At 67.6% G+C, this 26,437-nt stretch carries 23 protein-coding genes; 6 read left to right on the top strand and 17 right to left on the bottom strand.

What is annotated here, in order from left to right:
• The first annotated feature begins 70 nt into the window (after positions 1–70).
• Positions 71–706: a DUF2461 domain-containing protein gene (locus tag MMF96_RS12930; protein ID WP_256883764.1), complete on the top strand. Its 636-nt coding sequence runs from the start codon at positions 71–73 to the stop codon at positions 704–706.
• Positions 707–746: 40 nt separating this feature from the next.
• Here MMF96_RS12930 and MMF96_RS12925 read toward each other — a convergent pair whose 3' ends face one another.
• The 3 genes from MMF96_RS12925 to MMF96_RS12915 all read right to left on the bottom strand — a co-directional run bounded on the left by MMF96_RS12925 (position 747) and on the right by MMF96_RS12915 (position 4,601).
• Complete coding sequence (locus MMF96_RS12925; RefSeq protein ID WP_256883763.1) at positions 747–1,529, bottom strand: oxygenase MpaB family protein; 783 nt, start codon at positions 1,527–1,529, stop codon at positions 747–749.
• Positions 1,530–1,531: 2 nt separating this feature from the next.
• Positions 1,532–3,043, bottom strand: coding sequence for an amino acid permease (locus MMF96_RS12920; protein WP_256883762.1), 1,512 nt, complete (start codon positions 3,041–3,043; stop codon positions 1,532–1,534).
• A 142-nt stretch (positions 3,044–3,185) separates the two neighbouring features.
• Complete coding sequence (locus MMF96_RS12915) at positions 3,186–4,601, bottom strand: FAD-dependent oxidoreductase (RefSeq protein ID WP_176615053.1); 1,416 nt, start codon at positions 4,599–4,601, stop codon at positions 3,186–3,188.
• Positions 4,602–4,829: 228 nt separating this feature from the next.
• Here MMF96_RS12915 and rarD point away from each other — a divergent pair, with 228 nt between their 5' ends.
• Complete coding sequence (gene rarD / locus MMF96_RS12910; RefSeq protein ID WP_375141433.1) at positions 4,830–5,831, top strand: EamA family transporter RarD; 1,002 nt, start codon at positions 4,830–4,832, stop codon at positions 5,829–5,831.
• 14 nt (positions 5,832–5,845) lie between these two features.
• Positions 5,846–7,228, top strand: a complete 1,383-nt coding sequence (locus MMF96_RS12905) for an NAD(P)/FAD-dependent oxidoreductase (protein ID WP_256883761.1) — start codon at positions 5,846–5,848, stop codon at positions 7,226–7,228.
• Positions 7,229–7,354: 126 nt separating this feature from the next.
• On the opposite strand, the gene MMF96_RS12900 is transcribed toward MMF96_RS12905, so the two are convergent.
• Positions 7,355–8,176: a universal stress protein gene (locus tag MMF96_RS12900; protein WP_256883760.1), complete on the bottom strand. Its 822-nt coding sequence runs from the start codon at positions 8,174–8,176 to the stop codon at positions 7,355–7,357.
• 191 nt (positions 8,177–8,367) lie between these two features.
• Between MMF96_RS12900 and MMF96_RS12895 the strand changes: the two genes are divergently transcribed.
• On the top strand, positions 8,368–9,507 hold the full coding sequence (locus MMF96_RS12895; protein ID WP_256883759.1) for a D-alanyl-D-alanine carboxypeptidase family protein: 1,140 nt from the start codon (positions 8,368–8,370) through the stop codon (positions 9,505–9,507).
• 717 nt (positions 9,508–10,224) lie between these two features.
• Here MMF96_RS12895 and gabT read toward each other — a convergent pair.
• Together gabT and MMF96_RS12885 are read right to left on the bottom strand one after the other, a co-directional pair.
• Positions 10,225–11,586: a 4-aminobutyrate--2-oxoglutarate transaminase gene (gabT, locus tag MMF96_RS12890; protein WP_256883758.1), complete on the bottom strand. Its 1,362-nt coding sequence runs from the start codon at positions 11,584–11,586 to the stop codon at positions 10,225–10,227.
• A 32-nt stretch (positions 11,587–11,618) separates the two neighbouring features.
• On the bottom strand, positions 11,619–13,049 hold the full coding sequence (locus MMF96_RS12885) for a gamma-aminobutyraldehyde dehydrogenase (RefSeq protein WP_176615047.1): 1,431 nt from the start codon (positions 13,047–13,049) through the stop codon (positions 11,619–11,621).
• Between the two features lie 138 nt (positions 13,050–13,187).
• On the opposite strand from MMF96_RS12885, the gene MMF96_RS12880 reads away from it, so the two are divergent.
• Positions 13,188–14,648 carry a PucR family transcriptional regulator gene (locus MMF96_RS12880; RefSeq protein ID WP_256883757.1) on the top strand — a complete coding sequence of 487 codons (1,461 nt, stop codon included), beginning with the start codon at positions 13,188–13,190 and terminating at the stop codon, positions 14,646–14,648.
• Positions 14,649–14,866: 218 nt separating this feature from the next.
• Complete coding sequence (locus tag MMF96_RS12875) at positions 14,867–15,763, top strand: hypothetical protein (protein WP_256883756.1); 897 nt, start codon at positions 14,867–14,869, stop codon at positions 15,761–15,763.
• Positions 15,764–15,849: 86 nt separating this feature from the next.
• On the opposite strand, the gene MMF96_RS12870 is transcribed toward MMF96_RS12875, so the two are convergent.
• The 11 genes from MMF96_RS12870 to MMF96_RS12820 form a co-directional block, all read right to left on the bottom strand.
• Entirely contained in the window at positions 15,850–17,313 is a 1,464-nt protein-coding gene (locus MMF96_RS12870; protein ID WP_256883755.1) for an FAD-dependent oxidoreductase, read from the bottom strand.
• 45 nt (positions 17,314–17,358) lie between these two features.
• Positions 17,359–18,633, bottom strand: coding sequence for a uroporphyrinogen-III C-methyltransferase (gene cobA / locus MMF96_RS12865; RefSeq protein ID WP_256883754.1), 1,275 nt, complete (start codon positions 18,631–18,633; stop codon positions 17,359–17,361).
• 156 nt (positions 18,634–18,789) lie between these two features.
• Positions 18,790–19,686 (bottom strand): ABC transporter permease, encoded by an 897-nt coding sequence (locus MMF96_RS12860; protein WP_256883753.1) that lies wholly within the window; start codon positions 19,684–19,686, stop codon positions 18,790–18,792.
• Entirely contained in the window at positions 19,679–20,491 is an 813-nt protein-coding gene (locus tag MMF96_RS12855; protein WP_176615041.1) for an ABC transporter ATP-binding protein, read from the bottom strand. The genes MMF96_RS12860 and MMF96_RS12855 overlap by 8 nt, the downstream gene beginning before the upstream one ends.
• Positions 20,488–21,645 carry an ABC transporter substrate-binding protein gene (locus MMF96_RS12850; protein ID WP_256883752.1) on the bottom strand — a complete coding sequence of 386 codons (1,158 nt, stop codon included), beginning with the start codon at positions 21,643–21,645 and terminating at the stop codon, positions 20,488–20,490. Before MMF96_RS12850 ends, MMF96_RS12855 begins: the two co-directional genes overlap by 4 nt.
• A gap of 220 nt (positions 21,646–21,865) precedes the next feature.
• Positions 21,866–22,870: a GTP pyrophosphokinase family protein gene (locus tag MMF96_RS12845; RefSeq protein WP_256883751.1), complete on the bottom strand. Its 1,005-nt coding sequence runs from the start codon at positions 22,868–22,870 to the stop codon at positions 21,866–21,868.
• A gap of 259 nt (positions 22,871–23,129) precedes the next feature.
• Complete coding sequence (locus MMF96_RS12840; RefSeq protein ID WP_256883750.1) at positions 23,130–24,023, bottom strand: urea transporter; 894 nt, start codon at positions 24,021–24,023, stop codon at positions 23,130–23,132.
• A 128-nt stretch (positions 24,024–24,151) separates the two neighbouring features.
• The gene (locus tag MMF96_RS12835; protein ID WP_176615037.1) at positions 24,152–24,913 is read right to left on the bottom strand and encodes an ABC transporter permease; all 762 of its coding nucleotides are present in this window, start codon (positions 24,911–24,913) and stop codon (positions 24,152–24,154) included.
• A gap of 10 nt (positions 24,914–24,923) precedes the next feature.
• Positions 24,924–25,691 carry an ABC transporter ATP-binding protein gene (locus MMF96_RS12830; protein WP_256883749.1) on the bottom strand — a complete coding sequence of 256 codons (768 nt, stop codon included), beginning with the start codon at positions 25,689–25,691 and terminating at the stop codon, positions 24,924–24,926.
• A 16-nt stretch (positions 25,692–25,707) separates the two neighbouring features.
• A complete protein-coding gene (locus MMF96_RS12825) occupies positions 25,708–26,073 on the bottom strand; it encodes a DUF1048 domain-containing protein (RefSeq protein ID WP_176615035.1) in 366 nt (121 codons plus the stop codon).
• 2 nt (positions 26,074–26,075) lie between these two features.
• Positions 26,076–26,405 (bottom strand): PadR family transcriptional regulator, encoded by a 330-nt coding sequence (locus tag MMF96_RS12820; protein ID WP_309145231.1) that lies wholly within the window; start codon positions 26,403–26,405, stop codon positions 26,076–26,078.
• Positions 26,406–26,437 lie beyond the last annotated feature (32 nt).

Below are 26,437 nucleotides of genomic sequence, written 5' to 3'. Positions count from 1 at the left end.
GCCGTTGGGCGGTCCACACCTTCCATCGTCCCCCTGTTGCGCGCGTGGGGAACTCCGTAGTCTCACTTGCATGGAAAAATTTACCGGAATTCCCGCGGCAGCGGTCGGGTTCTATGCCGAACTCGAGGAGCACAACAACCGCGACTGGTGGCTGTCCCACAAGGACACTTACGACGCCGCGGTGCGGCAGCCGCTGGAGGCACTCCTTGCCGGGCTGGCCCCCGTCTTTGGCCCCGCCAAGCTGTTCCGGCCGTATCGGGACGTGCGGTTTTCACCGGACAAGTCGCCGTACAAGACGGCACAGGGGGCCTTTGTGTCCAACCACGAGGGCGTCGGCTTTTACCTGCAGCTCGGCGCCGACGGGTTGCTGGTGGGTGGCGGCTTCCACTCCAGCTCGCCGGCCCACCTGGCCCGCTTCCGCTCGGCCGTCGACGCTCCCCTCAGCGGCGCTGCCCTGGCCGGGCTGGCGGACGCATTGACGGAGGCCGGATTCGCTGTCGAAGGCCAACGGCTCAAGACCGTCCCGCGCGGCTTCCCCAAGGACCACCCGCGTGCTGAGCTGCTCAAGCACAAGACCTTGAGCGCTTCAAAGCTGCTCGGCCAGCCGGCGTGGCTGGACACTGCCGGCGCCAGGCAGGAGGTGGCCAGGCACTGGGAGCAGCTGCGTCCGCTGGTGGACTGGACCATCCGATACGCGGCACCGTAGGGGCAGGCCTGGGGGCGGGCCACAGGCCCCCGTTGCATGGTCAGCCGAGGCGTTTGAGGTAGTGGCGCATCGGCGCGTGGCGGACCCGGGCCGGCGTGATCCGGACCAGCACCGATGCCATCGTGAAAAACCCGCGCAAAAACCGGTCCTGGCGCGCAGACCAGGCGAACTGGTACAGCTCCCGCACGGAGGGGGGAAGGAGGCCCACTGTCAGGAAACGGGCCAAGGGCATCAGCAGCCGGATCCATGGCGGCGCGTTGGTGGCAGCCAGGAGCTCCGCCGCCACCTGGCGGATGGTGCCGTCCACGGCCAGGCCGCGGAGGCTGCGGTCCCAGTAGGCGGAGAAGTCCGCCCGGCTGGCGGGCCACAGTGCCGCCGGCATGCCCAGGGCCGTGCCCAGCCGTGCATAGTCCCGGTACACGGCCTCGGCAGTGTCCGGCGCCAGGGCCGGGAACACGGCGTCGTACACCTGCATGGCGGAGTCGTAGAGGGTGGCGGCCACCCATAGCTGGAGCCCGGGGTCGGAGGCGTCGTAGCCCGGGTGGTCCGGCCCGGGGCCGCCCTTGACGGGCAGATGGGCCCGCTGGACGCGGGCCTTGACGAGCCTTTGCTCTGCGGGGGTCCCGTTCGACAGGGCATAGACGTACTGCAGTGTTGCATGCAGCCGTTTGAGCGGGTCGGCGGCAAAATTTGAATGCCTGGCCACGCCGTGGCCGACGGCCGGGTTGGCCAGTTGCAAAAGGATGGCCCGTCCGGCTCCGGCCAGCAGCACGGATTCCGGGGCAAGGTCCCCAATCCCCGCAACGTGCCGGCGCCGGCGCACGGCTAGCCGCGCAGCCCGGCCGGAACGGTCGGAGAGATCCCGGCGGCCTCTTCGCGCCGCAGGCGTGAGTTCCAGTGCCCGTAGGAAAAGTAGATGGCAAGTCCCAGGGCCACCCAGATGGCAAAGAACACCCAGGTGACAGTTGCGAGGTTGAACATGAGGTAGATGCACAGCAGGGCTGAGAGGACGGGGAGGACCGGGCCCAGCGGCACGCGGAAGGAGGGCTTGAGGTCCGGACGCTTGTGCCGGAGCACCAGGATGCCGATGCTCACCATGACGAACGCGCTCAGCGTGCCGATGTTGATCATTTCACTGAGCAGTTCCACGGGCGTGAATCCGGCCAGGATGGCGACCACGGCGCCGCACAGGATCTGGGTGCGGGCGGGGGTGCCGTGCTTGTCCGAGGTGCGGCTGAGGGCACGCGGCAGCATGCCGTCGCGGCTCATGGCCATGCTGACGCGGGCCAGGCCCATGAGCAGCACCATGATGACGGTGGTCAGGCCGATCAGCGAGCCCAGGGAAATGATGACCACGGCCCACTCGGCCCCCACAAGGTGGAAGGCCGTGGCCAGCGAGGGGTCCGCCGCCGCAGCCAGGTCCTTGTAGGAAACCATCCCGGTGACCACCAGGGTGACCAGGATGTACAGGACCGTCACCACGGCCAGGCCGGCGAAGATGCCGCGTGGCAGGGTCTTGGCAGGGTTCTTGACTTCCTCGGCGCTGGTGGCCACCACGTCGAAGCCAATGAAGGCAAAGAACACCAGCGCCGCCCCGGAAATGATGCCGGTAAAGCCGTACATGGCCGGCGTGGCGCCGGTCAGGAAGGACAGGAACGGCTGGGTGGCCCATGAGCTGTCCGTGGTGGGCGCAGGCTGGGAGGCGGGAACGAACGGGGCGAAGTTGCTGGCCTTGACAAAGAAGAAGCCTGCCACGATCACGAACAGCACAATGGCAATCTTGATCATGGTGAACACATTGTTGATCCGGGCGGACAGCTTGGTCCCCAGCACCAGGACCACCGTGAAGGCTGCCACCACCACCAGCGGGCCCCAGTACACCGTGACGCCGAGCACGGGGAAGTTGGATGGAATGCCGATGTGGACGGCTTCCAGGAAGTTGCTCAGGTAGACGCCCCAGTACTTGGCGATGACGGAGGCGGCCATCAGCAGTTCCAGGATCAGGTTCCAGCCGATGATCCAGGCCAGCAGCTCACCCATGGTTGCGTAGGTGAACACGTACGCGCTGCCCGTGACGGGGATCGCGGTGGCGAACTCGGCGTAGCACATGACGGCGAGCGCGCACGTGATGGCGGCGAGCACAAAGGAAATGGTGACCGCCGGGCCGGCGTAGTTTGCAGCGGCCTTGGCCCCCACGGAGAAGATGCCGGCACCGACGGCCACGGCAACACCCATGATCATCAGGTCCCAGGTACTCAGGCTCCGTTTCAGGGTGCGCCCGGGTTCATCTGCATCGGCAAGGGAGTGTTCAATGGATTTGGTACGGAACAAGTTCATGGGGATCGCTTAATCTTCAGGTATTTTCAACCATTCGACTTTACCGAAGCACTATCAGATTAGCCGCATCCAAGGTAGCTATTCTCACTATTTGAGACGGCCGTTCCGAAACACTGCACCATGGACGGTTCCCCCGGCGGAGTCATTTCTTGGAAATATTGACCATCTGCTCACGGTCCACGACCTTGACGCGCTCGCGCACCACCTCCACGCCCGGCTCCGGCACGTAGCTGGCACCCAGGTGCTGTTCGTGGGCGTCGAGCTTGTTCCAGCCCTCCCAGGTGGTGTACTCGACGCCGCGGGATTCGAGCAGTTCCACGATCTCGTGCTCGCCGGGGTGCTCGGCCACGGGCAGGCCGGCGCGGTCCTCCAAAAGGCAGCCGATGGTCTCCAGGGCATCGCCCTTGGTGCTGCCGATCAGTCCCACCGGCCCGCGCTTGATCCAGCCCGTCGCGTACAGGCCCGGTGCCGGGGTGCCGTCGGCGCGCAGGACGCGCCCGCCGTCGTTCGGGACGACACCGCGTTTGGCGTCGAAGTCCACCTCCGGGAGTTCGGAGCCAAAATAGCCCACGGCCCGGTAGACGGCCTGGACGGGGTACTCGATGAACTCCCCGGTGCCGCGGGCATTGCCGGTGCCGTCAAGCTCGTTGCGTTCAAACTTGATGCCGGACACCCTGCCGTCGGTGCCCAGGATTTCCACGGGCGTGTGCAGGAAGTGCAGGTGCAGGCGGCGCGACGCCGGGACCCTGCTTTCGTCGTGCTCCTCGGCCAGCCAGTTGGTGAACGTCTTGATGATGGTCTTGACCTGGTTGTTGGTGCGGATGGCGGCATCGGAGGCCTCGTCAAAGTCGAAGTCCTCCTCGTACAGCACAATGTCAACGTCGCGCGAGTGCGAAAGCTCGCGCAGTTCCAGCGGGGTGAACTTCACCTGGGCGGGGCCGCGGCGGCCAAAGATGTGCACATCCGTCACGGGGGAGGATTTCAGCCCCTGGTAGACGTTGTCCGGGATCTCGGTGACGAGCAGGTCCACGGCGTGCTTGGACAGCACCCGCGCCACATCCAGCGCCACGTTGCCATTGCCGATCACGGCAATTTCCCTGGCCGTCAGCGGCCACTCCCGCGGCACGTCCGGGTGCCCGTCGTACCAGGAGACGAAGTCCGCCCCGCCAAAGGAACCCTCCAGCCCGATCCCGGGGATGTCCAGGTCCGCGTCCTTGACCGCCCCGGTGGCGAAAATGACGGCGTCGTAAAAGGAGCGGATGTCACGCAGCGAAAGGTCCCGGCCATAGGTGACGTTGCCGAAGAAGCGGATGTCGCCACGGTCCAGCACCTTGTGGAGCGCATTGACAATGCCCTTGATGCGGGGGTGGTCCGGGGCAACACCGTAGCGGATCAGCCCGTACGGGGCCGGGTGCGACTCAAAAATGTCGATGCTGACTTCAACGTCGCCGCCGGCCACTTCCTGCGACTTGGTCAGGATGTCTGCGGCGTAGACACCGGCCGGGCCGGAGCCGATGATGGCGACGCGGAACGGGCGGGCGGTTGTCGAGTTAGACAAGGAGGAGTCCTTCCGAACTGTGGACCGCGGCGCCAGGATGGGGCCTGCCGCGGCGGAAACGCCAAGTGGGCGCTGCTTTCCCAGTCTAGATGTCCGGGCCCGGTGCCGGTAAGGGTCCCTGCACGGAACGTGACCAACCACTCAACACCCCGCAGGGCGCGGCCTGCGGACCCGCCGCACCCCGGACAGCCGCGGAATATTGGGCCCGTTCGCGCTGTTGTAGGCGTTGTGCCGATCAGCAAACCCACTTCGCCGTCCACTTCCCTGCCAACAGTTTCCCCAACCGGCGGCAAGCCGGCACGTCCGGCCCGGACCGAACCGGCCATCGGCCTGCTCTTCGGGGTCGGCGCCTACGGTCTGTGGGGACTGTTGCCGCTGTACTTCATCCTGCTGGTCCCGGCGGGCAGCGTGGAGATTGTCGCCAACCGTGTGGTCTGGTCGGTGGTCTTTTGTGCCCTGGCCATCACGCTCACGCGCGGCTGGCAGGAGGTCCTCGCCGCCGTGCGGGACCCCCGCATCCTTGGACCGCTGGGAGTTGCCGGCGTCCTGATCGTCATCAACTGGCTGACCTACGTTTTTGCCGTGACCAACGGCAACGCCATTGAGGCGTCGCTGGGCTACTTCATCAACCCCCTGGTCTCGGTCCTCCTGGGCGTGATCGTCCTGAAGGAAAAGCTGCGCCCCCTCCAATGGGCGGCAGTCGGTGTGGGGTTCGCGGCCGTCGTCGTCCTGACCATCAGCTACGGCAAGCTGCCGTGGATTGCGCTGGTCCTGGCGTTCAGCTTCGGGCTGTACGGCTTCGTGAAGAACCGGGTGGGCGGCAAGGTCGACGCCATCACCAGCCTGAGCGTGGAGACGGCCGTGCTCACGCCGTTCGCCGCGGCCACGATGGTGGTGCTGGCGGTTGCCGGGCAGTCGACGCTGACGGACCTGGGGGCCGGGCACTTTTGGCTCATGGCCTCCTCCGGCATTGTCACGGCCGTCCCGCTTCTGTTCTTTGGCGCCTCCGCCCGGCGCCTGCCCATGACCACGATCGGCCTGCTCCAATATATTGCCCCGCTGATGCAATTTGCGGTGGCCACCCTGTTCCTGGGCGAACACATGGGGCTCGACCGCTGGATTGGTTTTGGCATAGTGTGGCTGGCGTTGGTGCTCTTGACGGCGGACTCGTTGAACCACTACCGGCACGCCTCGCGGTTGCGCCGAGCCGCCGCGCAGGCCAATCCCTAGCGAAAGGCAAGAACATGGCCGTTGAGGAATTTGACCTGCTGGTGGTGGGCGGGGGCAAGGCGGGCAAGTCACTCGCCATGGACCTGGCCGCAGCGGGACAACGTGTCGCCATGGTGGAGCGCGGCATGATTGGCGGCACGTGCATCAACGTGGCCTGCATCCCCACAAAAACGCTCGTCAACAGCGCGCGCCTACTGTCCGTCACCCGCCGTGCGGCCGAGTTTGGCATCGCCGGCGCCGGATCCCCCGCGGTCGACATCAACCTGCTGCGCGCCCGCAAGGAGGACGTGGTGGACACCATGGTGGCGGGCCAGCGCAAATCGTTCCTGGGGTCCGGCATGGACCTGGTCATCGGCCAGGCCCGCTTTATCTGTGAGCGCACCGTTGAGGTGACGGACGACACCGGCGCCCGCCGCACGCTGTCCGGCACCAACGTCGTGGTCAACACCGGCATGGTCCCGTTTGTGCCGGACATCCCGGGCCTGCGTGCCGCCAAGCCCCGGACGAGCACCACGATCCTGGCCCTGGAAACACTGCCTGCCAGCATCGTCATCTTGGGCGGCGGCTACGTCGGCTGCGAATTTGCCTCCATGATGGCCATCATGGGCGTGGCGGTGACGGTGGTGCAGCGCGGCCCGGTCATCCTGCCGCGGGAGGACGCCGATGTCTCCGCCGCCGTTTTGAAGTCCATGGCCGCCGACGGCGTCGACGTCCGGCTCGGCGTCCAGGCGGCGTCGGTTGCGCGCGAATCCGGCACGGTGACGGTGGAACTGTCCGACGGCACCAGCGTCAGCGCCGGAGAGATCCTCGTGGCGGTGGGGCGCGAGCCCGTCACGGCGGGCCTCGGCCTGGATGCAGCCGGCATCGAACTGACCAGCCGCGGGACCGTGGTGGTGGATGAATTCCTGCGCACCACGGCGGACAACGTGTGGGCCGCCGGCGATGTTGCCGGTTCCCCGCAGTTCACCCACGCCTCGTGGAACGACTACCGGATCCTCAAGGCCAACCTTGCCGGCGGCTCCCGGAGCACGAAGGACCGGCTGGTCCCGTACTGCGTTTTCACCACCCCGGAACTGGGCCGGGTGGGACTCTCCGAAACGCAGGCGCGGGCGGCGGGCCACGACGTGCGCATCGCCACAATGCCCGTCTCCGCCATTCCACGCGCCCGAACCGTGGGCCACCTTGAGGGCTCATGGAAGGCCGTGGTGGAACGCAGCACCGACAGGATCCTGGGCGTCGCTCTGCACGGCCACGAGTCAAGCGAGGTGATCGCCGTGGTCCAGATGGCCGTCCTGGGCGATGTGACCTACCAGCAGCTCCGCGACGCGGTCATCGCCCACCCCACCATGGCCGAAGGCCTGCAGCTCCTCTTCAGCGACGCCTACCTGGAGCCCTGAGCCGGAGCAGGGCTCAGCCGCACGGCGAGGGTTTCAGTAGCCGGCGTAAAGGAGACTGAAAGGCCGCCCGCCGGATAGCCGGCGAGGGAGTCGCCGCCCTGCCGCCCTCCCCAGGACAGCTGCGGTCTAGATCCCAGGCGCCACGAAGTCGCGCGGCACCACCACCATGGGCACCGGCAGGGCCCGCAGGATCTTGCTGGCCGTGGAGCCGAGGAAGATCTTGTGGTTCTCGGCCAGGCGGCTGGAGCCGACCACCACGAGTTCGCCGGACTTCCAGCCGATCCCGTCCACGGCCTCCTCGGTGTTTCGCCCGTGGGCCAGGGTCACGGTGACCTTGTTGTCGGGCAGCCTGGCCGCGGCCTCCGCCAGCACGGTGTTGACGTGTTGGCGTGCGGGGCTCAGCGCGTTGTCCAGCTCAAACTCCTTCTGGTCCAGCTGGTCAATTTCAACCAGGGACACGAGCCGCAGCGGCACGTGGCGCCGTCCGGCGGCGGTGGTGCCGACGTCGAGCACGGCCTGCCAGCCTTCCCGGACACCGGTCATCACGGTCAGCCGGGTCAGCGGGTCCCTGCGGTTGTAGCCGCGGGGTGCCAGCGCCACGGGGACGGGTGAGGCGTGCAGCAGCCCGTTGGCGACGGAGCCGACCGTGAAGCGCTTGAACAGCCCGTTGCTGGCAGCGCCAACCACGATCAGCGTCGCGTTCTCCTCCCGTGCCGTCTCGATCAGCCCGCGCACGAACGACTCGGCCGCAAGCGTTGAGTAGCTGGCGGCGATGCCGTCGGGCACCAGGGCAAGCGCAGCTTTTTCCACGTGGGCATCTGCCTCCGTGCGCTCGTGCACCACGTTCACCAGGTGCAGCCCGGCACCCTGGGTCTTGGCGATGACTGCGGCCAGCGCGACGGCATCGGCACCGCGCTCGTCCGGACGGTAACCAACGACATATTTCATGCAATCAACCTCTCGATGGGCCGCGTGTGCAGGGGCATTCCGCGGACGCCGCAGCATTCACAGCACTGACTGTACAACCGCACCGGCTGCACCGATAGGGGCACGCCGGTTGCGGTTCCAGCCCTTGCCCCGCACGGAAAACCGGCCTAGGCTCTACAGACCAATACCCGGCAGGCAGGGACGGTCATTCGATGGGGATCGGCCGGCTGGTGATGGCCGCGGTCGTGGTGCTGGCCGTGCTGGGCCTCTCCCCCGGAGCGGCCACGGCCGCCACGCCCGACAACGGCGCCATTGCCGCCAAATACCAGTCGACAGGTGGCGCTTCAGGACCGCTCGGCGCCGCCATCACCCCCCTGCGGTGCGGACTGGTGCACGGAGGCTGCTACCGGGCCTACCACGGAGGCAGCATCCACTGGTCTGCCGGGACCGGCGCCCACGTCACCCTCGGCGGCATCGCCGGGCGGTGGGCCGTGTTCCAATGGGAGCGCGGCTTCCTCGGCTACCCCGTCAGCGACGAAAACTGCACCTTGGCCTGGGCCGGCTGCGTGCAAAGCTACCAGGGCGGCTACGTCTACTGGCAGTCCTCCGTCAGCGCCCACACCATCCACGGCGGCATCGGGCGCAAATGGGTCCAGATGGGGTATGAGCGTAACCCGCTCGGCTACCCCAGCAGCGAGGAGGCCTGCTCCGGGGTTCCGCATCAATGTGTCCAGCAGTTCCTGGGCGGCAGCATCACCTGGGTCTCCGGAGGCGGCGTCAGCGTCAACCCCAATGCACGCAGCGTGGGCGTGGTGGTCAACAAGCGTCGGCCCAATTCCCCCGTCAACCAAACGCCACCGGACCTGGTCGGGATCGGTTCCCAGCTCATGCGGTGGGAGGCCGCCAACCAGTTGACGCTGTTCCTTCGCGGCGCGTCGGGTGCCGGCGTGGCCGTCACAACCGTCAGCGGGTTCAGGTCCTATTCCTCGCAGGCCAGCCTCTACAACTACTACGTGTCGCTGTACGGGCAGGCCGTGGCGGACACCATTTCGGCCCGTCCAGGATACAGCGAACACCAGACCGGCCTGGTCATGGACATTGGCAATCCGGACGGAGCCTGCGGCCTGCAGGCCTGCTTTGCCGGCACACCCGCCGGGCAGTTTGCCGCAGCCAACTCCTGGCGCTACGGCTTCATCATCCGCTACCCCAACGGCTACGACGCCATCACGGGCTACACCTACGAGCCCTGGCACCTGCGTTACATCGGCGTGCGCACGGCCACCGACATGCACTACCGCGGCTACCGGACGTTGGAGCAGTACTTCGGGCTGCCCGCCGCACCCAGCTACTGAGGCGGTGCTTTCCTGCGCTGCACGGCACTTTCAAGGTGCGGCGGCGGTTCCGTCGGGTTCCCGTCCCGGGCCGCCGCCGGAGCGGCGTCGCGAGCCATGGCGCCATGGCCGCCCAGGCCTGCTGCACATAGCTTCCACCGTCGTCCGTGGAAACCGTCAGCACACCGGTCGATAGCGGGAAGGGCCGGGGCGCGAACAGGGCCGCAGCTGCCGCGGACAGCGCCACCACGCCAAACAGCAGGCCACGCCGGGTCCGGGGCACGCCGTCGGCAGGAAGGTCCACCCCGGAAACGTCCCGGCCGGGCTCGGTGCCGCCGACGTCTTCCGGCCCGGGCCAGGGGTTTCGCCACCGCCGCGGCACCACAAACCAGGCAGCCGGCCGCACCGGTGGCGAGCGCCAGCAGCACGAAGGCCGCACGCAGGAGGGATTCTGCGTGCGGCCGCCGCCACGGCCGGCGCGGCTGGACTGGACGCCACGGCCGGCACAGCTGGACGGACGGCCGGGGCCAGAGGCACCGCCGTGCGGGGCAGTTCCTCGCCGCCGGACTGAAAAATTGCCGGGTACCGTTCGTCGAAACCGCTTTCCATCCCAGCCCCCTGTGGTGCGCCACGTCCGGACAATGATTGCTTCAGCCTGCCCAGCACAGGGGACGGAACGGCACCCGGCGGGCCGAAAGACCCGCCGGGTGCCGCCGTCGTACATGCCCGAGGGAGGGGCTAGGCGGCCTGGCGCACCGCGGTGGCGAGAACGTCCAGCCCGTCGCCAAGCAGTTCGTCGCTGATGACCAGCGGCGGGAGCAGGCGGATGACGTTGCCGTAGGTGCCGCAGGTGAGGATGATGACCCCGGCCCGCAGGCAGGCGGCGGCGATGGCCTTTGCGGCCTCCGGGTTCACTTCCTTGGTGGTCCGGGCGGTGCCTGGCTTGACCAGTTCGATGGCCATCATGGCGCCGCGGCCGCGGATTTCACCGATGATGCCGGCCTCGCCAAGTTCCTCCACGAGTGCGGTGAAACGCGCGGTGACGATCCGCTCAATGTTCTGCGCGCGCCCGTTGAGGTCGTGCTCCTTCATCGTCTTGATGGCCGCCAGCGAGGCGGCGCAGGCCACCGGGTTGCCGCCGTAGGTTCCGCCCAGGCCGCCGGGGTGCACGGCATCCATGAGGTCGGCGCGTCCCGTGATCGCGGAGAGCGGCAGGCCGCCACCGATCCCCTTGGCCATGGTGATGATGTCCGGGACCACACCCTCGTGCTGGGAGGCAAACCATTCGCCGGTGCGGCAGAAGCCGGACTGGACCTCGTCGGCGATGAAGACCACGCCGTTGTCCTTTGCCCAGGCGGCGAGGGTGGGCAGGAAGCCGTCGGCCGGGACGATGAAGCCGCCCTCGCCCTGGATGGGCTCGATCAGGATGCCGGCCACCGAGGAGGCCCCGATCTGCTTTTCAATCATGGTGATGGCCCGGCGTGCTGCCTCTTCCCCCTTGATGTCCGACTCCTCGCGGTAGGGGTAGCTCATGGGCACGCGGTAGATCTCGGGGGCGAAGGGACCAAAATTCGTCTTGTACGGCATGGCCTTGGCGGTCAGCGCCATGGTCAGGTTGGTGCGGCCGTGGTAGGCGTGGTCGAAGGCGACGATGGCGTCGCGGCCCGTGGCCAGGCGGGCCACCTTGACGGCGTTCTCCACGGCTTCGGCGCCGGAGTTGAAAAGCACGGTGCGCTTCTCGTGCGTGCCGGGGGTCAGGGCGTTGAGCTCCTCGGCGACGGCCACGTAACCTTCGTACGGGGTGACCATGAAGCAGGTGTGGGTGAAGTGGCCCACCTGCTCGCGGACGGCGTCAACAACCCTCTCCTCCGACGCGCCCACAGTCGTGACCGCGATGCCGGAGCCCAGGTCGATGAACGAGTTGCCGTCCACGTCGGTGATGATGCCGCCGTCGGCGTCGGCCACGTAGACGGGCACGCTGGAGGCGACTCCGCCGGCCACCACGGCCTTGCGGCGGGCGTCAAGGGCTGCGGACTTCGGCCCGGGGAAGGAGCCGGCCAGGTGGCGCTTTTGCTCGAGCCGGTAGTGGATTTCAGACATGGAAAGACCTTTCAAAGTAGGGGTGCGGGCACTTAGGCGTCGAGGTTGCTCATGACGTGCTTGATGCGGGTGTAGTCCTCGACGCCGTAGATCGAGAGGTCCTTGCCGTAGCCGGACTGCTTGAACCCGCCGTGCGGCATTTCTGCGGTGAGCATGATGTGGGTGTTGATCCAGACTGCGCCAAAGTCCAGGTCGCGCGAGACGCGCATCGCCACGCCGTGGTTTGAGGTCCAGACGCTGGAGGCCAGGGCGTACTCGACGTCGTTGGCCAGCGCCACGGCCTCCTCCTCCGTCTTGAACGTCTGGACGGTGATGACCGGGCCGAAGGTTTCCTTTTGCACGATGTCGTCGGTCTGCTTCACCCCGTCCACCACGGTGGGCTCGAAGAAGAAGCCCTTCTCGCCCACCCGCTTGCCGCCGGTGACCACCGTGGCGTAGTCGGGAATGTTCTCCACGACCTTGACCACGGCGTTGAAGTGGTTGATGTTGTTCAGCGGTCCGTAATAGTTCTTGGAATCGTCCGCGTTGCCGGTTTCCAGGCCCTTGGACGCCGTGGCGAGGGCCTCGACGAATTCGTCGTGCGCGGATTCCTCCACCAGGACGCGGGTGATGGCCGTGCAGTCCTGCCCGGCGTTGAAGAAGGAGAACTCCGCAATTTCCTGCGCCGTCTTGCCCAGGTTGGCGTCGGCAAAGACGATGGCGGGCGCCTTGCCGCCCAGCTCCAGGTGGGCGCGCTTCAACCCGGCGGCCGCGCCCGTGGCCACGGCGATGCCGGCCCGGACGGAACCGGTAATGGACACCATGGCCGGGGTCCTGTGCTCCACCATGGCAGCACCCGTGGCACCGTTGCCCAGGACAATGTTCAGCACACCGGCAGGCAGGATGTCCTTGGCGATGCCGGCAAAGACCAGGGTGCTTTCCGGCGTCGTGTCGCTGGGCTTGAGCACAACGGTGTTGCCCGCGGCCAGGGCCGGGCCGATCTTCCAGACCAGCATCAGGAACGGGTAGTTCCACGGCGTCACCTGGGCCACCACACCCACCGGTTCGCGGCGCACATAGGAAGTGAAGTTCTCCATGTATTCGCCGGCGGAACGGCCCTCGAGCAGGCGCGCGGCACCGGCGAAGAAGCGCAGCTGGTCGGCTCCGGCACCCACTTCCTCATCCGCGATCATCTGCCGGACCTGGCCGGTGTTGCGGTGCTGAGCTTCAACAATTTCGTCGCTGTGGGCCTCGATGGCGTCCGCGAGCTTGAGAAGGACGGCCTGGCGCTGGCCGGGCGTGGCGTGTTTCCAGGACTTGAAGGCGGCGGCCGCGGCGGCCATGGCCGCGTCCACGTCGGCCTGGCTGGAGACCGGGGCCTTGGCCACGACCTCCCCGTTGACGGGGTTGACGATGTCCAGGGACTCCGTGCCGGTGACGGGCACAAATTCGCCGTTGATGAAATTCTGCAAGGTTTGGACCACGGTGTTCAACCTCTTTGCTTCGGTGTGGCGCGGCTGGCTTTGCCGCTTGATCCGAGCCTAAGCCCCCGATGCCGCTTGGGCGAATGGCCCTTTGCACCACGGCACTCACTTCCGATAGTGCGTTTGTATAGTTAAGGAATGGCATTATCCCTGGCAGACCTGATGGCAGTTCCGGCCCTGCACCTTAAAAACCTGGGCTCCACCCGCACCCCGCTGACCGCGCCCATCGACTGGGTGGCCGTCACCGAGCTGGAAAACCCTCAGGCGTTCCTCAGCGGCGGCGAACTGGTGCTCACCACGGGAGCCCGGCAGGGCACCGCCGACGCCCAGCGGTCCTTTGTACGCCAGATCAGGCGCGCGGGCGCCGTCGGCATTGGCTTTGGCATTGGCTTTGAGCACGACGCGGTCCCCCAGGCCCTCATTGCCGAGGCCAACCGCTGGGGTGTCCCCGTGGTGGAAGTGCCGTACGTGACCCCGTTCATTGCGATCGGCAAACTCGTTGCGGATGCGCGGTCCGCAGACCATTACACCAAGCTGGAACGGTTGCTGCGCGAGCACCAGGTGCTGGCCCGGGCGCTGTTGACCGGCGGCGGGCTGCCGGCGCTGCTGCGCAAGCTGGCCGGCATGGTCGGTTCGGAGCTGTCCATCTCCCAGTACGGCAGCGAGGTGTTTTCCACCTCCGGAGCCACCGCCGCCGCCACGGACGGGGACGACGACGGCTGGCATGCGGTGGCGCTGTCCACCGGGAAGCGGGACGCCAGCACGCTGTGGCTGCGCAAGCCTTTCCGCGACGACGGCATTGTGGACTATGCCCGCGGCCTGATCAGCATTGAACTGAACAACCTGGCGCAGCGCCGGCACACGGCCCGCCAGATCGCCGGGCAGGTGGTGACGGACATTGTCCGCGGCACGGTGGAGGCCGCCGACGCCGACGCACGGATCGAGACGCTGGGGCTGGACCCGGCGTCGAAATATTTTGTCCTGCTGGTCCAGGACAGCGGGGACCGGTTCGCCATGCTGTCCACCATGGTGCTGCCCGCGGAGCTGCACTCCGCCGTCGCCGCCGTCATCAAGGCGGACGAACACGACGAACTGCTGCTGATCGTCCCCTCCCAGCTGGGCGACCCGGCCGGGCTGGGGCGGGCGCTGAGCCGGAAGATGCACGACGTGGGCATTACCGAGGCGGTGGGGATTGGCGGCAGCTATGCGCAGGCAAACGGGCTGCGGTGGAGCTACTTTGAGGCGCGGGAAGCCGCCACGCGGGGGCTGGACGTCAACGTCCCCGAGCGGCTGAGCCTGACCTCCCTGCTGCTGGCCAGCGGCGACGTGCCGATGGCGGCCATGGCTGCGGAGGCCCTGGGCCCGCTGGTTGCCTTCGACACCGCGCACGGCGCCGAACTCGTGGACACGCTTGAAACGTACCTGCGGCTCAACGGCTCCGTTGCCGCGGTGGCCGACGCGCTCACGCTGCACCGGAACACCGTCCGCTACCGGCTGACCCAGATTGCCGAACTCACCGGCTACGACCCCGCCGTGACCCCGGACCGGGTGCAGCTGTGGCTGGCGCTGGCCGTGCGCCGCCTGTCACCGCCGGCCTGACGCCTGGCCGGCGGAGCCCCGGCCGGACCCACCCGTCACTTGTGGCGGTTCCGACGGCCCAGAGCCGCCACGACTGACGGGTCGGGCACAACAACGCCACCACAGGGGCGGCCGGGCAGCGGGTTGTCCACAAAATCGAAATCCGGCCGCCCGTCCCTCGCCGCTTGGGGCCTCAATGGAAGGCATGAAGAATCCCCAGCCGCTCCCGGATCGGCTCAATGCACGGGCGTTCACCGTTGGGCAGGCACGCGAGGCGGGCGTGGGCCGGGGAGGTCTCGTGGCTGGAAAGCTGCCGGGTCCTGGTGCTGGTGACGCCGCAGGCCGTGGTCAGCCACCACACCGCGGCCCTGCTTCATGGCCTGCGCATTCCCCGGCGCTTCGAAAGGCTGCCGGCGTTTCATCTGTCCAGGCCCGTTGGCCTGCAACGGCCGCGGCGCCGCCATGTCATTGGCCATGAGCTACTGCTCGACGCCGAAGACGTGGTTGACGTTGCCGGTGTTCCGGCCACTTCCGTGCAACGCACGTTGCTGGACATTGCACCGGACCTGGGCGTCGATGAACTGGTGGCGTTGGCCGATCAAATAGTCTGCGCCCACAACTACAGCTTTGGGCGCACGGTCCTTCCCCTGGTGGAGATCGGATACCTGCGCAGCTACCTTGCCCGCCACGCCGGCGCCCGCGGCATGCGCAAGCTGCAGCAGGCCATGGCCCTGGTCCGGGTGGGTTCGGATTCAACACCTGAAACCCGGCTTCGGCTGCTGCTGGGCCGCTCACCCCTTCCGGAGTTTCACTGCAACCACGAGATCAGGGACGGCGCCGGCACGGGCAGGCTTGGCCCGGACCTTGCCTGCCCGCAGTTCCGCACCTGCGTGGAATACGACGGCGGCCACCACCTCACGGCGGAACAGCAGGGCCGGGACCATGACCGCAACTTCGTCACGCTGTCCCTGGGCTGGCAGCAGGCCATCATCAACAAGCACGACATGGCCGGGGACGGCAGGCCCGCCATCACAAAAATCGCCCGGATGCTGGTTCTTGGCGGCTGGGATGATCCATTGGACCTCGCCGGGAGGTCCCTGCTTGGCCGCCTGGGCACGCGCAAGGACTTCGCCTGACGCCCGACCCGTCAGCTGTGGCGGTTATCGCGGCTGAAAACCGCCACAGCCGACGGGTCGGCGGGCCGGGGACGGTGGTGGCCCGCCTACCCGACGACGGCGGCGCCGCGGGAGACGTTGACCATCTCCTCCCGTGAGACCACCTTCACGCGCTCGCGCTGGACGGGACCGTTGGCGGAGGCCTCGGCGCCGAGCGCCTTTTCGTGGGCGTCCAGCTCGTGCCACCCTTCCCAGGTGGTGTATTCCACGCCGCGGCCGGCCAGCAGTTCGAGGATGGCGTCGTGCCCGGCCACGGCCGCGGCCGGAAGCCCGTCACGGTCCGCCAGCAGGTGTGTGATGGTCTCCAGGGCATCGCCCTTGGTGCTGCCGATCAGCCCCACGGGCCCCCGCTTGATCCAGCCCGTCGCATAGACGCCCGGCACCTGGGTGCCGTCGGCGTCCAGGACGCGCCCGCCCTCGTTCACCACAACGCCGCGGCGGTGGTCAAACTCCACGTCCGGGAGGGCGGAGCCGAAGTAGCCAACGGAACGGTAGACGGCCTGGACGGGGTAGTCGATGAATTCGCCGGTGCCGCGGACGTTGCCGGTGCCGTCCAGTTCGGTGCGCTCGAACGTGATGCCGGTGACCTTGCCGTCCCCGCCTGTGACTTCCACGGGATTGTGCAGGAAGTGCAGGTGCAGGCGGCGGGACGCGCCCGTGGCGGGGTCGGCGGCGTCATCGTCCTGCTCAACCAGCCAGTTGGTCAATGTGTTCACCATGGTCTTGACCTGGTTGTTGGTCTTCACGGCAACGTCGGAGGCCTCGTCAAAGTCGAAGTCCTCCGCATACAGGACAATGTCCACGTCGCGGGAATGGCTGAGTTCGCGCAGCTCCATGGGCGTGAACTTCACCTGTGCGGGGCCGCGGCGGCCGAAGATGTGCACGTCCGTCACGGGCGAGGCCTTCAGGCCCTGGTGGACGTTGTCCGGAATTTCGGTCACAAGGAGGTCGTCGGCGTGCTTGGAGAGGATGCGGGCCACGTCGAGGGCCACGTTGCCGTTGCCAATGACCGCGATCTCCTTGGCGGTCAGCGGCCACTCGCGTGGGACGTCCGGGTGGCCGTCATACCAGGAGACGAAGTCGGCTCCGCCGAAGGAGCCCTCCAGCTCGATGCCGGGGATGTTCAGGTCCGCATCGTTGATGGCACCGGTGGCGAAGATCACGGCGTCGTAGTGCGTCTGGAGGTCCTCGAGGGAGACGTCGGTGCCGTAGTCGACGTTGCCGAAGAAGCGGATGTCGCCGCGGTCCAGCACCTTGTGCAGGGCGTTGACAATGCCCTTGATGCGGGGGTGGTCCGGGGCCACGCCGTAGCGGATCAGCCCGTAGGGTGCCGGGTAGCGGTCAAAGAGGTCGATCGCCAGGACCAGCCCGTCCGCCACTTCCTGGCTCTTGGTCAGCATGTCCGCGGCGTAGACGCCGGCAGGGCCGGAACCGATGACGGCGATGCGCAGCGGGCGCCCGGCAGTGCCGCGGGCAGCGCCGGCTGGTGTCGAGGGGGTGGGTGAAGGCAAGGCTGTGCTCGTTTCTTTCAAAGGGGAAAGGGGCTTGGGACAAGTCTAGGAGAGTGTGCTGGAAGTTTCCCGCCTGCTGATGCGTGCCAGTGCCAGCGCCGCCGGGGCCAGCGGGCTGATCCGCACCACGTCGCCGACGACGACGACCGCCGGGTTGCGCACCCGGCCCGCCTGCGCCTGGGCCGTGATGGTGCCCAAGGTGCCGATGGTGACGCGCTGGTTGGGGGCGAAGCCGTTCTCGATGATGGCCACGGGGCATTCCGGCCCGCGTCCGGCCGCCTGCAGGGTGGGGATGGAGCGGTTCAGGGTGCCGACGCCCATGAGCAGGATGACGGTGTGGTCGCTGCCGTGCGGGACGTTTTCCAGCTCCTCGTGGCCGCTGATCATGGTGAAGGCCTTGGCCAGGCCGCGGTGTGTGACGGGGATGCCGGCGGCCGCGGGGACGCTGACGGCGCTTGTGACGCCGGGGACCACTTCCACGTCCACGCCGTGGTCGCGGCAGGCGATGGCTTCCTCGCCGCCGCGGCCCAGCACGTACGGGTCGCCGCCCTTGAGCCGGACCACGCGGTTGCCGGCCTGGGCCTCGCGGACCAGGATGGCGTTGATGTCAGTTTGCGGGACGGGGTGGTGGCCGGGGGTCTTGCCGACCTCGATGATGCGCACCTCCGGGCCCAGCGTGTCCAGGAGGCCGCGCGGACCCAGCCGGTCGGCTACGACGACGTCGGCCTCCGCCAACAGACGGCGGCCGCGGACGGTGATCAGGTCTTCGGCGCCGGGCCCGCCGCCAACGAGTGCGACGGAGCCGCGGTGATGGGGGCTGCCGAGCCCCGGCCCGCTGCTCCCCCGGCGGTACCTCCCCAACGGCAGTTCGCCCGTTTCCAGCCCGGCGGCGATGGCGTTGCGGATGGCGGCGGCACGGAGCGGGTCTCCCCCGGCGTTGACGGCCACCTTGACGTCGTCCACCGTGGCAACGGCGGGCGTCCAGGCGGCGGAGTCCTCCGCGTGGGAGTGGTTGACGCACCAGATCCGACGTGCCTCGGCGTCGACTGCCACGCGGGCGTCCGTTGCGGGGTCGCCGCTGGCCGCGACGGCAAACCAGGAGTTGTCCAAGTCGGTGCCGCGGTATTCGCGTGCTTCCCAGTGCAGGACGTCCGTGAGGGCCCGGGCTGCGCCGCCGAGGGCGGGGGCCACGAGCGTGACCCGGGCCCCGGCGTCGAGCAGGGCCTTGGCACGGCGGGCGGCAACGGTTCCGCCGCCCACCACGAGGGCGGGGCGGCCCAGCAGCCGCAGGGACGTGGGGAAGAGATCATCAATTGCCATGGCACGACCCTAGGGAGTGGAAAATAAGCTGTTCAAGACCTTCGTTACACCTGTTCACGGGGCGTCACGCGGGGACACAATCAGCGGTCCAGGCGGGTGTCTGCGAGAAAGGCGGCGGGTGGGCCCACGGGCACGAGGCCGGGGCGAGGCCGGGGCCTACCGCGTGCTGCCGGCCAGCAGGCCCCGCCCGCGCAGCAGCCGCTTCTCCACGGGGGCAAACACCAGCAGTTCCACCGCGATGCCGACGAAGAGGATGACCAGGATGGCGGACATGACAACTCCCATGTCGGCCAGTTGGCGGCCCTGCTCCAGCAGCGAACCGAGGCCGAAACCGAGTGTGCCGCCCATGGCGATGATTTCGGCCGCCATGAGCGAGCGCCACGAGAAGGCCCAGCCCTGTTTCAGCCCGCCCACGTAGCCGGGAAGTGCGGCGGGCAGCACCACGTGCAGTGCCATCTCCCAGCGGGACGCGCCCAGGATCCGCCCCACACGGCGGTACTGCGGCGGGATCTGGTCCACCCCGGAAATGAGGCCGTTGATGATGGACGGGATGGCGCCCATGAACATGACGAAGTACACCGTCGCGTCGCTGAGCCCGAACCAGATGATGGCGGCGGGCACCCACGCCACGGACGGCAGCACCTGCAGCCCGGACACGAGCGGGCCGAATGCCCGGCGCAGCACGCGCACCTGGGAGAGCAGCAGCCCGATGGGTGTGGCCACCGCAATGCTGATTGCGAAACCGACGACACCGCGTTGCAGCGACGTCCAGATGGCCTCCTGCGCGGTTCCTTCCTGCCACAGGAGCCCGAGCGAGCCGAGGACGTCGAGCGGACCCGGCACCTGGTCGCGGCGGCGCAGGCCCAGTGTGACATAAAACTGCCAGGCCAGGACCAGCACCAGCAGGGCGGCGAGGGGCAGCAGGATGCGGGAGAGGTCCAGCCGGCGGCGGCGGCCGGGCTCGGACTGCAGCGAGTCGAGGCCGGCCTCCAGGGTCCGCAGGTCCTCGACGCTCCCGCCCGCGGGCAGCGTTGCGGTGGGCGTTTCAGGCATGGCGGCGGATCTCCTCGCGCAGTCGGGCGGTGATGCCGGCCGTCAGTTCGCCGGCGGCCCCGGCATTCGTGCGGTGTTCGTCGGACACGTCCCATTCGGCCACCACGGTGCCCGGCCGGGAGGAGAGCAGCAGCACCCGCTGGCCCAGCCGCACGGCCTCGCGCACATTGTGCGTGACAAAAATGATGGTGCGCCCGGTTTCCCGCCACACCCGTTCCAGCTCGTTGTGCAGCAGTTCGCGGGTGATGGCGTCCAGGGCGGCAAAGGGCTCGTCCATCAGCAGCACCGCCCGGTCCTGGGCGAGCGAGCGCGCCAGCGCCACACGCTGGCGCATGCCGCCGGACAGTTCGTGCGGCCGCTTGTCCGCAGCGTGTCCCAGGTTCACCAGCTCCAGCAGTTCCCTGGCCCGCACCGTCCGTTCCGCCCGGCCCACGCCGCGCAGCTTCAGTGCCAGTTCCACGTTGCCGGCGGCGCTGAGCCACGGGAACAGCGACGAGTCCTGGAACATGAATGCCGCCCCGTCCGAGGGCACTTCCAGGGCGCCCGACGTCGGCACGTCCAGGCCTGCAATGATGTTCAGCAACGTCGACTTTCCGCAGCCCGACGCCCCCAGCAGGGCCACGAACTCGCCCTGCGCCACGGTGGCACTGACGTTTTCGAGGACGGCGGGACCGGCGCCGAAGCGCTTGCCCAGGTTTTCCAGTACGACGGCGGGGGCGCTGTCCCGCGGCCCGCCTTCCTTGCGCCGTTCCCCGGCCCCCGGCGCGCTGCCCGGTTCCCGTGCCGGCGTGAGCGTCTGCGTCATTGCGTCCCCAGTCCGGCCGCCGGCACGGGCTTTTGCCCCGCAGCCTTCAGCACTTTATTGAGCGGTGCCAGGTCAAAGATCCCCTTGATGTCGGCGGGCCCGGCCACTCCGGCCGCCACCCCGTGCGCCAGCAGCTCGGGGAACGTGGCGGCCAGGGGATCGGGCGAGAACGCCAGACCGGCCAGCGCCCTGTCCATGACGTCCGGGGCCAGCGGCTGCCCGGCGGCATCCTTCAGCCCGGCATTGATGACGGCGGCCGCCTCCCGTTGGTGTGCATCGAGCCATCGGATGGAGTCCACGTGGCCCTTCAGCAGCGCCTCCACGGTCTGCGGATGGGCGTCAAGGAACGCCTTGTTCACAACCAGCACGGTTGTACTAAATTGCCCCTTGTGCCACAGATCGGCCTCGTTGACCAGCACCTTCGCCCCCGCCTGAAGCACCAGGCGGGAGGCCCACGGTTCGGGGAGCCAGGCGCCGTCGAGCTTTCCGTCCTGGAACAGCTTGAGGGTTTGGGCGTTGCCGGTGGGGTTGATGGTGACGTCCCCGCCGCCGCCCGGGGTGGTCTTGAGGCCCCGGCCCGCCAGCCATGAGCGGAGGGCCACGTCCTGGGTTCCGCCGAGTTGCGGGGTGGCCAGCACCTTGCCCTTGAGCTGCGCGGCCGAGGTGATGGACGGCTTCACCACCAGCTGCGCTCCCCCGCTGGCCGCGCCGGCGATGATGCGCAGCGATGCGCCGCTGCTCTTGGCGTAGGCGTTGATGGCGGGGTTCGGGCCCAGGTAGGCGGCGTCGATCGCGCCGGCGTTGAGGGCCTCGATGGCGGAGGGCCCGGCGTTGAACACCTGTGCGGTCAATTTCGTGGTGCCGAGGTCCCTGGCGAAGATGCCCTCCTGCAGTCCGGCGATGGCCGGGGCGTGCGTGACGTTGGGGAAGTAGCCCAGCCGGAGCGTCGCCGCGGCGCCCGTCTGGGTTACGGCGTCGTTCTTGGCTGAATTGTTGTTGGCCGTGGCGGAGGCGACGGCGGCCCCTGCGCCGATGAGCACCACCAGGGCCGCGACGGCGACGATCTCCACGGTGCGGCGCGGGCCCTTGGGCTTTTCGCCCGCGACGATCCGGGTCGTGGCCAGCCTGGGCGGGTGGTCGGGCGTGGTCGGCATGGTTCGGGTCCTTTGCTGGGAGGGGCGCCTGCGGGTGGTTGACGCGCGCTACATCGCGGCAGAGGCGGCCGGGGTGCGTGGGCCGGCGGGCGCTGCCAAAATGGTCATGGCTCAACGCTAGGAAAGGGTGCGGGCGCGCTTCAACGAAGGGGACACCCGGGGTCACGGGCGTTCATGGAGCGTCACAAAGTGCCGGCTGCAAGTCCCGGCGGACGGGTGGTCAGTGTTGGAGGGTGCGGAAGCGGCGCAGGCGGAAGCGCAGCTTGCCCTCGCGGTTGAAGTCATTGCCCACGTTCTTGGTGGCCTCAATGTAGGGTTCGCCGAGGGTCTTCAGCAGGAGGTCGTCGACCACTCGGACCTGGCCGGGCAGGAACCGGTAGCCCAGGCCGGAAACCATGGCGCGCTGGTCTATGTCCATGAACCACTGCTCCACCGCGGCCACCGTGCTGAAGCCGTTGGCCCCAAACACTTCCACAAGCCACCGGTACTGGCCGGCCTTGCTGTGTGGGTAGGCGGGGAAAACACGGTCCAGGAGCAGCTGGACGTTGTTGGCGTCCAGCTCCTGGGACTCGGTGGCGGCACTTTCCGACTGCATCCTTTTCAGGATGTCGGCAATGTTCACGAACTGCTGGTCCGCCAATTCGATCAGCGTCGAGGCCATGGTGAAAGCGCGGCTGATCTCGGCATTGTCCACGTGGGTGCCCTTGAAACGGATGTCGTGCTCAAATTCCGCCCATGCGTGCTGGAGCACGGTGCGCAGCTGGACCTCGAACCGCTGCCCCCGGTACGCCTCGCAACCCACCGGAGGGTTGTCCACGGGCACCTCCAGCGTCAGGTGGCGGCCGGCGTAGCCGATCCCGCCGTTCTTGCGGATGACTGCGGTTTTGTCCTCGTCGTCATGGCAGATGAACTGGTTCGTCAGGGCGATTGCCACGGCCTTGATGTCCGTTTCGACGAAGAGGATGACGCGGACGCCGACCAGGTCATCCAGGTTTTCGGGCCCGCCGGGATACCGGGGATTGCCCAGGTCATCGCGGCGATCCAGCTTTTCCTGCACGGAGGTCGGTGTCTTCACGCGGCAACGGACGTCGTGATGGTTCAGGCCGTCGTCCCGGAGACGGGCAACAATGCACTGGCGGATGGCTTCCGCGGCGGCTTCATAGTTGCTGATGCGCCCGGCAAAGTCCATAACTTCCGGGCTGAACTCACCAACGGACTGCCGCATGGTCACATCCTTTTATCCTGCCTGGGCTTGGATACAACTCTACCCATTCCGGGGGCCCCGTGGTTCGGTTGGACCGAAATCAGGGGCCGGGTTTCGCACGGCCTGGCGGCCGGCCCCGCCCCGAGAGGCGGCGTTCGGCGGGGATTGTGCGGGAGCGCTTCGGGAAAGTGCCCCGGTTGCGCGCGGGCGTTGGGGGAAAGTGCCCCGGTTGCGCGGGAGCGTTTGGGGAGGACGGAGCCCGCCGACCCGCCGTGCGGGGTTATCCGGGCAGCGGCTCGTGTGTGGCGTGGTCGACGCCCGGGATGTAACGGGAAACCACCAACAGAACCCACGTGGTGATGACGTACGGCCAGGTGTAGACGCCGTGCAGGTCCTGCACCACGAGCGTGAAAAGGCAGGCCAGCACCGTGCCGGCCACCGCCATGACCCACGGCTGCCACGTGCCCTTCAGGAAGACTGCGGCCATGGCAATTGCGACGAGGACGCCCGAATAGCCCAGCACACCCTGGCCAAGGCTGACAGCATCCTCGTGCAGCAACAGGACCAAAAAGGTTTGCAGCACGCTTCCCAGCACCGCCGCCAGTCCCACCTTCCAATGGATGAGAAACAATGCCAGCAGGATCAGTCCGCCCGCCACCACGTTGTCAATCAGTACGACTTCGGAAATATTTGTGAGCAGTGAACGGAAGAAGTCGGTCCTGAGGGAGTCGTCAATTTCGCCAATGGCCTCCGAGACATGGTGCCCCGCGGTGGCCAGCAGCATGAGCCCGCCAATAATGCAGAAGGGTGCCGTGGTGTACGGCAGCTTGTAACGCCTGAGCGGGCGCGAGTCAAAGACGCGCACCAGCACCCAGGTCACAGGCGCACAGGCCACGCCGCCAACAACCGCCCCCAGCACGCCCAGCCATCCACTGCCCAGTGAAGCGTAGGCTGCCGCCCCGACCAGCGCCCCGCAGAATCCCTGGTGTCCGTTGCGCACTTCATGGGCGGGCACGCGCAACATCAGGCCGGCCAACGACGAGCCGGCGCTGCCGAGGAGCACGAGTATCGCCATGCGCCAGTCGGCCACCGCAAAGGCCGCAAGAATCAACAGCCCGGGGACCGTCTTGGTGTGGAAAAATATCTGGGAAGTGCCATGGAGCAGGGAGAGCAAACCATTGCCAACCCACCTTCGTCCAAGGCCGGGAACGGTCTGCTGAATTTTTTGCACATTGGATTTTACACCCTGCCGCGCCCCGTTTCCCGCCAGGGGACACGTTCCACCGGGCCACTGCCCGCAAGCTAGGCGATTTTGCGCCGGTACGCGGCCATGGCGAAAAGGTAGGCGACGATGAGGATGCCGGTGCACCAGGCAAGGGCAATCCAGGCACTGCTGCCCACGGGCCGGCCCTCCAACAGCCCGCGGATCGCGTTGACGATGGAGGTGACCGGCTGGTTCTCGGCGAAGGCGCGCACCGGACCGGGCATGGTGTCTGTGGGTACAAAGGCCGAGCTGATGAACGGCAGGAAGATGATCGGATAGGAGAAGGCGCTCGCGCCGTCGGCGGAGCCCGCTGAAAGTCCCGGAATGACGGCTATCCAGGTCAGCGCCAAGGTGAACAGCATCAGGATGCCTGCCACGGCCAGCCACGCCAGCGGCCCCGCGGAGGAACGGAAGCCCATGGGCAGGGCCACCAAAACCACCACGATGATCGAGACCAGGTTGGCAAGCAGCGAGGCCAGGACATGCGCCCACAACACGGAGGACCGGGCAATCGGCAGGGACTGGAAACGCTCGAAGATGCCGCCCTTCAGGTCCAGGAAGAGCCGGAACGCGGTGTAGGAGATGCCTGAGGCAATCGTGATCAGCAGGATGCCGGGCAGCAGGTAGTTGATGTAGGCGCCGGTGCCGGCATGGATGGCGCCGCCGAAGACGTACACAAACAGCAGCATGAATGCGATGGGCATGATGGTGGTGGTGATGATTGTGTCCAGGCTGCGCGTGATGTGCCGCAGGGACCGCCCCAACAGGATGCCCGTGTCGCCGAGGAAATGCTTGTTCATGGCAAACCCCTTACTTTTCCGCGCCGACGACGGCGAGGAAGACGTCCTCGAGCGTCGGCTGCTTCTCGACGTATTCCACCTTGGCGGGCGGAAGCAGCGCCCTGAGTTCTTCAAGCGTGCCGTTGACGATGATCCGCCCGCCGTGCAGGATGGCGATGCGCCCGGCCAGCTGTTCGGCTTCGTCGAGGGTCTGCGTGGTGAGCAGCACGGTGGTGCCGTGCGACGCCAGTTCCCGCACCGCTTCCCAGACTTCAAGCCGCGCCTGGGGGTCGAGCCCGGCGGTGGGTTCGTCGAGGAATATGACCGGCGGGTTCCCGATGAGGCTCATCGCAATGTCGAGCCGGCGGCGCATGCCGCCGGAGTACCCGGACACCTTCCGGACGGAAGAATCGGCCAGCGAGAACCGTTTGAGCAGTTCCTCCGCCACAGCACCCGGGTCCTTCACGTGCCGCAGCTTCGCGACGAGCACCAGGTTCTCGCGCCCGGTGAGCATCTCATCCACCGCCGCGAACTGGCCGGTGAGGCTGAAGGACTCACGCACCCGGGCCGCCTGCGTGGCGACGTCGAAGCCGTTGACGGCGGCAGCGCCGGCGTCGGCCTTGAGCAGGGTGGCCAGGATCTTCACCACGGTGGTTTTGCCGGCGCCGTTGGAACCGAGGAGCGCGAAAATGCTGCCGCGTGCCACGTCGAAGTCCACGCCGCGCAGCACCTGCACGTCCTTGTATGACTTCTTCAGGCCCCGCACACGGATCACGGGCGCCTGGCCGGCTGTGTCCATCCGGATTTTCCTTCCGCTACGGCTCGCTGCCCGCGACGCTGTCGATGGCGTCGATGAGCCGCTTGCGTTCCTTGTTGATCCACTGCCCCTCCGCATAGTTCGCCAGGAACGTCTCCACGAATTCCACCGGATCCTCGCCAACGATCCTGCGGACCGGGGTTCCGTCGGCGACGCTCTGTTCAAAGAGGTCCAGAAGGTCTTCCAGCATCCGCACCAGGGTTTCGCTGTTGGAAATCGCCCCAAAGTGCATCAGGTACCGCTCCAGCGCCTCGATGGCGGTGCGGTAGTTCGCGGGAAGCGCCTTGGAGCGGGCCTTGTACTGCCGGTATTGCTTCTTCTGCTCGAGCGGTCCGGTGACCAGCTCGATCCATTTTGCCGCCATGCCTAGTTCCCTTCCTTCTTCAGCTGCCCCAGCCGGTCGGCCAGAAAGCCCCAGGTCACCCAAAACTCGTCGAGGTAGGCCCGCCCGGGGGTGCTGAGTGAATAGACCTTGCGCGGCGGCCCCTTCTCGGACGGGACCTTCTCCACCTCGACGAGGCCGTTGCGCTCAATCCTGACGAGGAGGGCGTAGACGGTGCCTTCGGCGATATCCGTGAAGCCCTGTTCCCGCAGCCGCGCCGTGATCTCGTAGCCGTAGGCGGGTTGCACGGACAGGATCGCCAGGACAATGCCCTCCAGCGTGCCCTTGAGCATCTCCGTCATCTGCCTGCCCACCCGAACCCCCGTCATCTACCCAGTGTTACTAG

The organism is Arthrobacter sp. STN4, from assembly GCF_024539665.1.
In the GTDB taxonomy this organism is placed as follows: Bacteria; Actinomycetota; Actinomycetes; order Actinomycetales; family Micrococcaceae; genus Specibacter.
This window is presented reverse-complemented; position numbering and strand designations above follow the sequence as displayed.

Bases quoted from the DNA above. Each gene is read 5' to 3' on its own strand.
- MMF96_RS12830 (WP_256883749.1), bottom strand. From the start codon at position 25,691: ATGGACACAGCCGGCCAGGCGCCCGTGATCCGTGTGCGGGGCCTGAAG.
- cobA (WP_256883754.1), bottom strand. From the start codon at position 18,633: ATGGCAATTGATGATCTCTTCCCCACGTCCCTGCGGCTGCTGGGCCGC.
- MMF96_RS12875 (WP_256883756.1), top strand. From the start codon at position 14,867: ATGCACGGGCGTTCACCGTTGGGCAGGCACGCGAGGCGGGCGTGGGCC.
- MMF96_RS12855 (WP_176615041.1), bottom strand. From the start codon at position 20,491: ATGACGCAGACGCTCACGCCGGCACGGGAACCGGGCAGCGCGCCGGGG.
- gabT (WP_256883758.1), bottom strand. From the start codon at position 11,586: ATGTCTGAAATCCACTACCGGCTCGAGCAAAAGCGCCACCTGGCCGGC.
- MMF96_RS12845 (WP_256883751.1), bottom strand. From the start codon at position 22,870: ATGCGGCAGTCCGTTGGTGAGTTCAGCCCGGAAGTTATGGACTTTGCC.
- MMF96_RS12920 (WP_256883762.1), bottom strand. From the start codon at position 3,043: ATGAACTTGTTCCGTACCAAATCCATTGAACACTCCCTTGCCGATGCA.
- MMF96_RS12880 (WP_256883757.1), top strand. From the start codon at position 13,188: ATGGCATTATCCCTGGCAGACCTGATGGCAGTTCCGGCCCTGCACCTT.
- MMF96_RS12835 (WP_176615037.1), bottom strand. From the start codon at position 24,913: ATGAACAAGCATTTCCTCGGCGACACGGGCATCCTGTTGGGGCGGTCC.
- MMF96_RS12905 (WP_256883761.1), top strand. From the start codon at position 5,846: ATGGCCGTTGAGGAATTTGACCTGCTGGTGGTGGGCGGGGGCAAGGCG.
- MMF96_RS12900 (WP_256883760.1), bottom strand. From the start codon at position 8,176: ATGAAATATGTCGTTGGTTACCGTCCGGACGAGCGCGGTGCCGATGCC.
- MMF96_RS12860 (WP_256883753.1), bottom strand. From the start codon at position 19,686: ATGCCTGAAACGCCCACCGCAACGCTGCCCGCGGGCGGGAGCGTCGAG.
- MMF96_RS12895 (WP_256883759.1), top strand. From the start codon at position 8,368: ATGGGGATCGGCCGGCTGGTGATGGCCGCGGTCGTGGTGCTGGCCGTG.
- MMF96_RS12850 (WP_256883752.1), bottom strand. From the start codon at position 21,645: ATGCCGACCACGCCCGACCACCCGCCCAGGCTGGCCACGACCCGGATC.
- MMF96_RS12930 (WP_256883764.1), top strand. From the start codon at position 71: ATGGAAAAATTTACCGGAATTCCCGCGGCAGCGGTCGGGTTCTATGCC.
- MMF96_RS12825 (WP_176615035.1), bottom strand. From the start codon at position 26,073: ATGGCGGCAAAATGGATCGAGCTGGTCACCGGACCGCTCGAGCAGAAG.